Source organism: Exiguobacterium sp. UBA5002 (assembly GCF_002396765.1).
Classification (GTDB): Bacteria; Bacillota; Bacilli; order Exiguobacteriales; family Exiguobacteriaceae; genus Exiguobacterium_A.
On the sequence record NZ_DGYQ01000027.1, the window covers coordinates 14,132 to 22,472 of the forward strand.

Genomic DNA, 8,341 nt, shown 5'->3' on the forward strand with positions numbered 1-8,341 from the left:
CGTTTGTCGCGTGATGCCTTCGAAGAAACAACTGACGATGAAGCCGAGGACTAAGATTCCGCCATACATGAAGAGGAACGAGACGAGAAGACCGATGGGACTTGTGTGCGTTAGTGAAGGTGCTAGCCACAAGATACTACCAATGAATACGGCAAGCATGAGGGTACCCAGTACGATCCCGATAAGTGGATGGATCGTGTTCAGTCGCCGGATCACATCATGATGTTTGACAAGACGCTCCACTACTGTCATCGCTGACAGACAGGTCAGTAAAAATAAGATTAAGAAATAGATTGCTTGCTCGATCGGATGGAACGTCGTAAAAAAGACAGCTCCGCTAAGAATCAGGAGTGGAGATATGAAAAAAATCAAATGTTTCACTTTTTTCCCACCTTTCATATACCTTTCTTGAAAGTGAACACATAACTAAGACAATGTAACATATAGCATGTTACATATTTTACCACTTTTACCATTTTTCAAATTTTGATACCTATGTACTTTTTTCAACGATTGTAAAAAAATGATAAAAATTCTTTACGGTATCATTTGGCATATGCTAGGATGAGACAAATCATATGAATCAAACGCATTGAAGAGAACAGTACGTCATTTCGACTTTTCCTAGAGAGCTCCGATTGGTGGGAAGGAGCAAAAGTCATTGACCGAACCAAGCCTCTGAGCAGCACGGTGGAACCGAATCGGGGATATCGTGACGGGTGCTCCCGTTATCGAGCTCAGGTATTTGCCGTTTAAAAGCGGTCGTACCGATGAAGGCGGTACCGGTGACGGTTTCGCGAACAGGGGTGGCACCACGACACGCACAGTCTCGTCCCCAAGACCAACGTCTTGGAGGTGGGATTTTTTTTATTGGCTTAAAATACAATAAAAAAAGGAGTGTGTCATATGTCGAATTGGAAATACCCTGGATTGCTGTTACTTGGTGTCGGTGTCTCGAACATTGGAGCTTGGGTCTACTTCATCGCCTTGAATTTAATCGTCCTCGAACGAACGGGATCGGCGTTCGCCGTCTCCGTTCTCTATGTCCTGTTACCGATCTCCACGCTGTTGACGAGTCTTTGGTCCGGCAGTGTCGTCGATCGAATCAATCAACGTCGCTTGCTCGTAATGCTTGACGTCGGGCGCGCCGTGCTCGTCTTTTCACTGACATTGATCGATTCATTGTATGTTCTTTATGCGCTCGTCTTCATCTTGAACATCGGTAACACGCTTTTTGAGACATCCTCATTGGTCTACATGACGAAGCTCGTGCCAGAGACTAATCGCCAACGGTTCAATGCATTAAAGAATTTCATTCAGTCGGCCGGTTTCATTCTCGGACCATCGATTGCCGGCTTTTTATTTTTAATCGGTTCTCCTGAGACGGCGATTGTCCTCAACGCGGGAGCACTGTTGTGTTCTGCCACTCTATTGTCCGTCTTGCCTGACGTCCGCTTGGCGGCGACTACAGCAGTCCCCTTCTCACTCCGAGTGATTCTTAAGGACTGGAAAGAAACCTTTCAGTTTGCACGGACTCGGCGCTACATCACGCTCGTCTACGCCTTCTATGCGCTGATGATCGTCTTGATGAGCGGACTCGATTCGCTTGAAGCCTCGTTTGCGACGATCGTTTTGCAGATGGACGAGAGTACGTATGGATTCCTCGTCAGTATCGCCGGAATCGGCATCATCTGTGGTTCCGCGGTCAATGCAACCTTTACTCATCGCTTGTCGCTCCGGTTCTTGATCCAGTTTGGGGCACTGATGACGCCTGTCGGTTACTTGATCTTTGCCTCGGCGACGTCATTCTTGATTGCAGCGATCGGCTTTTTCTTGCTAAGTTTTGCCCTTGCATTCGCAAACACTGGCTTCATGACGTTTGCTCAAACACACATTCCGGTCGAATTGATGGGACGGTTCCTCAGTAGCATCCACGTTGTACAATCGACTGGTGTCATTCTACTGACTGCCTTGATCGGTCTATATGCCGAGACCTCGATCCGCTTGACGTATACCGTTGCTTCAGTTAGCTTCCTCCTGATTGGTGGCTTGATCGTCTTCATCGTGCAAGACCGAACGAAACGTCAATATTTTACGACCGAAACCGATGAAACGATTAAACTTTCGTCATGAGAAGGAAAGGAAGATATTCATGCAGTTGACTGGAGAACGAATTTTTTTACGCCAGATTGAAGTGACGGACGCGCACGTCTTATTCGAACAAACACAAAATGAGACATTACGTTACCTGACCGGAACGACAGCGACGTTTTCGCTCGAACAGATTGAACAGCATATTCTCTCGATTCAAGCTGATGCGACGCGTCATGATTTTGCAATTTGCCTGACGTCGGGTGAGATGATTGGCGAGTGTTCGATTCTTGATATCGATTTGGATTCAGGAATCGCTGGCTTTCGGATTTCACTGCGTGCCCTCCCCTGGACCGGTCAAGGATACGGGACAGAGGCAATCGCGTGTATCTTTCGTTTTTGTTTCGAAGAACTTCAGCTGGGTCAACTTGAACTCGAAGTGTTTTCGCACAATGCACGAGCAATTGCGGCTTATAAGAAAGCCGGTTTTCAAATCATTGAAATGATTCCTGATGCTTTATTGTACGATGGCGTTTCGTTTGACAAGATCATCATCGTGTTTGGTGTCTGCAACTTTGCACTTAGTTACTTATGTCTCTATTACGCAACAATATTAAGCTCTGCTGCCATCGTGACGTTAATTTTCTCACTCAAAGTCATTCTGACGCCGATTGCCCTGCGACTCTTTTTAAAAGAGAAGCTTCACGCTCGTGTCTGGATTGGCGGATGTTTTGGTATCACCGGTGTCGGTATCCTGATCGTTCCGAGTTTAAGCAGCATCCATGGACTGACCGATTTGAAAGGTGTCTTGATTGCTCTAGTCGGCACGCTATTGACGTCAGTAGGTGACGCCAGTTCGGCTCGTAACGCCAAGCAACGAATCAACCCGGTTCACGCCAATGCGATCGGATTCACTGTCGCGAGTCTACTGATGGCGCTATCGTCTGGTTCCAAGGAATACCGCTCACGCTCCCGACAACCGTCACCTATCTTTCTGCTTTACTATATTTAACCGTGATCGCATCATTTCTCGCATGGCTGTTTTACCTGAAACTCGTCGAACGGGTTGGTAGTGCGAAGAGCGGCTATATGGTCGCGCTCTTCCCCGTCATCGGCGGAATCGCATCCGTCATGATCGGCGAATCCACACCCTCTCTGTATTTACTCTTCGGCTGCTTATCGAGTTGTCTTGGAGCAGCTATTGCTTTAGGAATCGGTGTATCGCGTCAACGAAGAAACGCCATACCGGATACGGCGGACAAGATTGGTTAAATCAAATCAGTTTGTATAGTCGACCATCAAAAGGACAGAGGTTCAGCGAATTCGCTCATGAACCGCTGTCTTTTTTTATTTTAAAGGATGAGTCAATAATATCAACTTCTCCGAAACTCTATCCACCAGTAGAAGGGATTCAATTGTTTCTCGTGGAAAAATATGCTAAGTATAATCAGCTTATTCACTTTACGATACTTATTTTTAAGGAGGTGCTCCTATTCTGAAATACATCTTGATCGGTTGTTTGATCGCTATGATCGCTTTTTTCATCTATTTTGAACCGTTTCGAATTGAACCCTATGAGCCAAACGTCGAAGTAAACGGTAAAACGATACCGACTGTCCAAGGTTCTTATTGCTGGTCCAGTATGTTCAGCGCTCAATGTGCGGACATGGTTTATGTCGATGCGCTACATATGACTGTAAAAAGTAAACCCGTCATCGTCTCACCCTCTGACAAAATTCATCTCTCGTTTGATCGTAAACCCGATTCGCTCGAAGTCGTACGCTGGGATTCGAAAACGAAAAGTGAACAGGTTTCATTAAAAAACGACATTCTTAGCGCACCGTCTGCTCAAGGTACGTATACCTATGAGGTCGTTGCCGGATGGAACGAACATGGTGACGGTCTATCCGCCTTTTTGATTCAGGTCCGATAAAACCAACCTCACTCAAACAGGAGATGAATAATAATGCGTAAAGTTTTTCGACTCTGGCTACCCTTGCTCTCACTTGCTGTCTGTCTGTTCAATGCCTTCGGCTACGATGATAAAAACATCTTGTTGTTTCTGACGAGCCCTGTTTTCTGGCTTCTCGAATCACGATCCTTTCTTGGAACGTGGCTAGATTCCTTCCATGTCCCACTTTTTCTGATCTACATCCTGACCTTGATCAGTTGGTTCTTGATCGGCTTACTGATTGATGTCATTCTTTCTGTTTTGTTTAGAAGATCGTCTAGACGCATCCATGATTAACTGAGGAGGAAAATACATATGGGACCAACCAATGACATGTGGGTGTGGGTACTTTCCTACGCATTCTTTTTCATCACGCTTATCAGTGCAATCTTCGTCGCGATCAAGCATCCAGCCTTGAGAAAAGCGTCGATCCGAGCGGTGGTAGCGATGCTTTTCCTGTATGCACTATTCATTTGGAACTCTTTGTACCGTCTTGACATGACAGAATTCAGACATTTTTACGAAGGATTGACAACACTGCGATCGTGGGCATGGATGTGTATCTTCTTATTCGCCTACACATTAAAGTGGTGGTATCTCGTATTTCTTCACACCCGTCGTTCGAGTCCTTCTTCACATGAGGTACAGCAATGAACTACATTTCCGAAAATCTTCGAAGGAGCTATCCGATATGAAATTACATCGATTCGCATCCGTCTTTTTCCTCTCGACCATCGTTTGGACGACAGCGGGTTGTACCATGATGGAAGAACAAGCGACACCGCGTGTAGCACAAAAAAATATCGCGTCACCTGAACAAGTAAACACTTCCTTGAAGAAAGCAACGACCGACTCCAAGAACCAACAAGCAATCGAATTAGAAAAGCAAACGGAGCGCGTCACGTTAGGTCAAACGAAAACGTACGACCTTTCTTCATTACTGAGCAAACACCGTGTCTCGATCGATCCACAGTATTTCTACCAAAACCAGATCTTCTACTTTGACCTACAAGAAAACAAGAGTGTCATCTATACATACGATACGAAACGACAGCATAACAAAATTGTTCATGCGACGAAGAATGCAATCCCGATGATGACGGGTACAGGTGCGTTTTTACTATGGGTCGAAACGGAACAGCCGACAAAGACCGGTGTGAAATGGTCGATTCGTCAACTAAATATCACGACGAATCAAGTGAAAACACTTGATACAGGCGAAAGTCGCTTCGATACATCCCCTCCGAGAATCGATGTCACGTCAACTCGTGCGTCCTGGATCACGCAAGAGGCGACTGCACAAAAAACGGTCTCCACGATCAAGACGTATTCGTTAAAAACCGGAAAGATCACACCACTCCAGTCCTTCATCTTAACAACAGGAAAAACACGAGACGGTCTATTCACATACGAGCACCGCGATAGCGATGACGGCGTGACCTTATACACGTCTCACTTTAACAACGGAAAGAACATCCGTGTGCTTGAAACTCTGGATGGTGCCTACAAAAAAGAGATGTCCGGATTAATTGATTTCAGTCGTAGTGGCACCTATTTCGCTCTCGGCACAGAAGGCGACGCCATATTCCAACCCATCGGATTAGACGAAAAGACGCTGAACTATTCTGCTTCCAGTGCCCAGACGTTGATTAACGGCATTCAATTCCTTTCGAACACACAAATCGTCTTCCGAGAAGGCATCAATCAGTTGATATATGCGGACTTAAAAGCGAAGACCGTCGCTCCTCTGACGGACTTTGAAGAGCTGGTATCGTTTCCTCTACTGAAAGATGGGAAACTCACTTACTCCATCACGAACGGGAAAAAAATCCACCTTGCATGTCGTAAAGCTTCTCCCGTCTAACTAAACGATCATGATCTTAATCTAACAAAAGAAAGTCGTTTTCCGTTACTCGATACGGATGACGACTTTTTTTCTTACATGCTATTTTGTATTCTTAAGAAGGACAGAAGTTCACAGGTTCTTTCGTAACGCTTCTACATCAGCTATTGTGGCAGCAGAGTGAAACTGAAGCCTAAGACAAACATATATCAATCGATCCGTGAGGAGAATGAATATGAACATCCGACAATTATCCGTCCATGAAAATCCACCGATGGACCTCTTGCTAGCAGCGGACCCGTCTCAAAAGTTAGTCGAAAGCTATGCAAAAAGAGGTTATTGTTTTGTCGCTGAAAGGAATGACCAATGGATTGGTGTATATGTACTTCTCCCGACAAGGCCTCAAACGATAGAAATCGTAAATATCGCAGTAGATGAGTCGCATCAAGGACAAGGTATCGGAAAAAATCTTTTACGACATGCGATTCGCACAGCGAAAACACTGGGGTATACGACCGTTGAAATCGGGACGGGCAATTCAAGCATTGGACAGCTAGCACTTTACCAAAAATGTGGATTCAGAATCGTTGGAGTCGATTTAAACTTCTTCTTGAGACACTATGAAGAGGTGATCATCGAAAACGGGATCCGGTGCACGGATATGATTCGGTTATCGCAAGATATATAAGAATTTCAGCATTCTTTTCGAAAAGTAGATTCCGCTATCTCACAGTGAAACTCGAACGATTATGAATGAGACATCATGAGGCTATTAACGTTATATAGGATTGCAAAAAATGGATTCATCCCCCATAATATGAACATACGTTCTTATTATAAGGAGGTCCATCATGCAGCACCTTCAAAAAGAAATCACTCATCCGGTGTCGTTATCTACTATGAATCCGCTTATTTGCCTCTCCATCGATTCATCCGTTATTCTTCACAATGATTCTTCCATTTCGGCGACTTATAAAATGGAAGTTATGTTATTCATTGCTTTACGGGAGAGACTATCCTTAAAACTGCTTCTTCCCCATCACTCCGGTGACGCTGCAGAACTTGTCTACATTGAAGAAGTCGACTTCGAGAGTCAACAGTTGACGCTCTTTCATATGAACGATTCGTCATTGTCTTATCATCGCTACGTCGAAAACGATGTCTTCCTCTCCCAACAGCCTCAACTATTACTCAGCTTGGTGTAATGTGTCATCCGTCATAAAGAAAAATGATTCAACATTCGTTGTTTCACTCCATTCTGCATCTGGTGTCAAAAATCGCGACGCTTTAAAAGTCTGTAATCAATGAATACCGTTTTTTGACCAATCCGAAATTAAAGCAGAAGCCTTCCCGATACAATCGAGAAAGCTTCTTTACATGACATCATGTATGGTAGACGTTGTCAGTTTTTTTACGTTTTCTTAGTAATTTCCAAACTTACTTTCGAGCACTGAATGCTCAAAAACAGTTACGTCCAACCCACTAAATCAACTTAATTCTTCTGCAATTAAAACGACGACGTTACCGAATTTTTGTCCGGAGTCAACATATCGATGGGCTTCGACGATTTCATCAAGTGAACAGATATGGTCGTGACGGCTCTAAATCGTCCCGCTTCAAACAGTTTATTCAAACAGTGTATATCTTCTTTCCGTTATCTCGCCATGCCTTACCCCGCGACGGATGCAAAGACTTGTTTTGTTTGACGTGCCGTTTCGCTTTCGTCTTATTAATCTTTCCAGACGCATCGAAGACGGCATCGTACTTCAGCAACAATCCATCGTAGCCGTCCTTTGTATAATCGATGACGTGATCGGCACCGAGCGCTTTGACCCGCTCCGCATTTTGTCCATTACAGACAGCCGTCACCTGCAGCCCTTTTGCTTTTGCGATTAGAACAGCAGCCGTTCCTGCAGCGCACGATGCAACGTAAATCAAGATTGAAGTGGACGACAGATGCATACACTTTGATGAGTACTACAGTTGATTTCGGATCCAAACGAGGTATCACTCTAATATGCACAACATCCAGTGATTCTTAGCAGGTAAAGATGGCTAGCTTTATCGTAATTCCTCCTCTGATCGAGATGATGGTATTTTATTAATCATACGTAGTTTATGCCTGAATTCCTTTCATTTCAAAGCAAGAAAGATTTTTTTGATTTAAATCAATCTGTGTTACAACTGGTAAAATTTATTTAATAATATGTTTTCATCTAACCTTACTAACTGGAGAAAGTAGGTGCCTGGTTCATGCCGACGCGTCATTTGCTTTTCGCGTTTATTCTATTCCTTTGTATGCCGCTTGGTTCCTGTACACACGAGAACGATGCACATGTCGTCGAAGAGATTACAGGAGACACGTTATTCGTCGCTCCGAGTGAACAAAAACCGGACGAACAGTATGCTTTGACAAAGATTCGCGTCACAACGGATACGATCGTGTATGGCAAAAC

10 protein-coding genes, 2 pseudogenes and 1 other annotated feature are annotated in these 8,341 nt (G+C 44.5%); of the genes and pseudogenes, 10 read left to right on the forward strand and 2 right to left on the reverse strand.

All coding sequences use genetic code 11. From position 1 onward, the window contains the following. The coding region (locus tag B4C70_RS08755; protein ID WP_290778532.1) for a hypothetical protein at positions 1 to 381 on the reverse strand (381 nt) is incomplete at its 3' end. 202 nt (positions 382 to 583) lie between these two features. Next, positions 584 to 840, forward strand: a binding site (T-box leader). Positions 841 to 906: 66 nt separating this feature from the next. Between B4C70_RS08755 and B4C70_RS08760 the strand changes: the two genes are divergently transcribed. The 9 genes and pseudogenes from B4C70_RS08760 (at position 907) to B4C70_RS08800 (ending at position 7,090) form a co-directional block, all read left to right on the forward strand. Continuing rightward, positions 907 to 2,133: an MFS transporter gene (locus B4C70_RS08760; protein WP_290778535.1), complete on the forward strand. Its 1,227-nt coding sequence runs from the start codon at positions 907 to 909 to the stop codon at positions 2,131 to 2,133. A gap of 19 nt (positions 2,134 to 2,152) precedes the next feature. Beyond that, positions 2,153 to 2,647 (forward strand): annotated as a pseudogene (locus B4C70_RS08765) (GNAT family N-acetyltransferase); the annotation flags it as partial. After that, positions 2,642 to 3,363, forward strand: a pseudogene (locus tag B4C70_RS08770) (DMT family transporter); the annotation flags it as partial. The pseudogenes B4C70_RS08765 and B4C70_RS08770, both read left to right, overlap by 6 nt. A gap of 256 nt (positions 3,364 to 3,619) precedes the next feature. Continuing rightward, positions 3,620 to 4,024: a hypothetical protein gene (locus tag B4C70_RS08775; protein WP_290778538.1), complete on the forward strand. Its 405-nt coding sequence runs from the start codon at positions 3,620 to 3,622 to the stop codon at positions 4,022 to 4,024. A gap of 33 nt (positions 4,025 to 4,057) precedes the next feature. Then, positions 4,058 to 4,339, forward strand: a complete 282-nt coding sequence (locus B4C70_RS08780) for a hypothetical protein (protein ID WP_290778541.1) — start codon at positions 4,058 to 4,060, stop codon at positions 4,337 to 4,339. An 18-nt stretch (positions 4,340 to 4,357) separates the two neighbouring features. Continuing rightward, complete coding sequence (locus B4C70_RS08785) at positions 4,358 to 4,696, forward strand: hypothetical protein (RefSeq protein WP_290778544.1); 339 nt, start codon at positions 4,358 to 4,360, stop codon at positions 4,694 to 4,696. Between the two features lie 37 nt (positions 4,697 to 4,733). Beyond that, a complete protein-coding gene (locus B4C70_RS08790; RefSeq protein ID WP_290778547.1) occupies positions 4,734 to 5,906 on the forward strand; it encodes a hypothetical protein in 1,173 nt (390 codons plus the stop codon). A 214-nt stretch (positions 5,907 to 6,120) separates the two neighbouring features. Further along, positions 6,121 to 6,573 carry a GNAT family N-acetyltransferase gene (locus B4C70_RS08795; protein ID WP_035408230.1) on the forward strand — a complete coding sequence of 151 codons (453 nt, stop codon included), beginning with the start codon at positions 6,121 to 6,123 and terminating at the stop codon, positions 6,571 to 6,573. Between the two features lie 163 nt (positions 6,574 to 6,736). Then, positions 6,737 to 7,090, forward strand: coding sequence for a hypothetical protein (locus B4C70_RS08800; protein WP_290778550.1), 354 nt, complete (start codon positions 6,737 to 6,739; stop codon positions 7,088 to 7,090). A 424-nt stretch (positions 7,091 to 7,514) separates the two neighbouring features. Here B4C70_RS08800 and B4C70_RS08805 read toward each other — a convergent pair whose 3' ends face one another. Next, the gene (locus B4C70_RS08805; RefSeq protein ID WP_290778553.1) at positions 7,515 to 7,847 is read right to left on the reverse strand and encodes a zinc-binding dehydrogenase; all 333 of its coding nucleotides are present in this window, start codon (positions 7,845 to 7,847) and stop codon (positions 7,515 to 7,517) included. Between the two features lie 291 nt (positions 7,848 to 8,138). Here B4C70_RS08805 and B4C70_RS08810 point away from each other — a divergent pair. Next, positions 8,139 to 8,341 (forward strand): hypothetical protein (locus tag B4C70_RS08810; protein WP_414654457.1); only part of this gene is annotated, 203 nt, incomplete at its 3' end.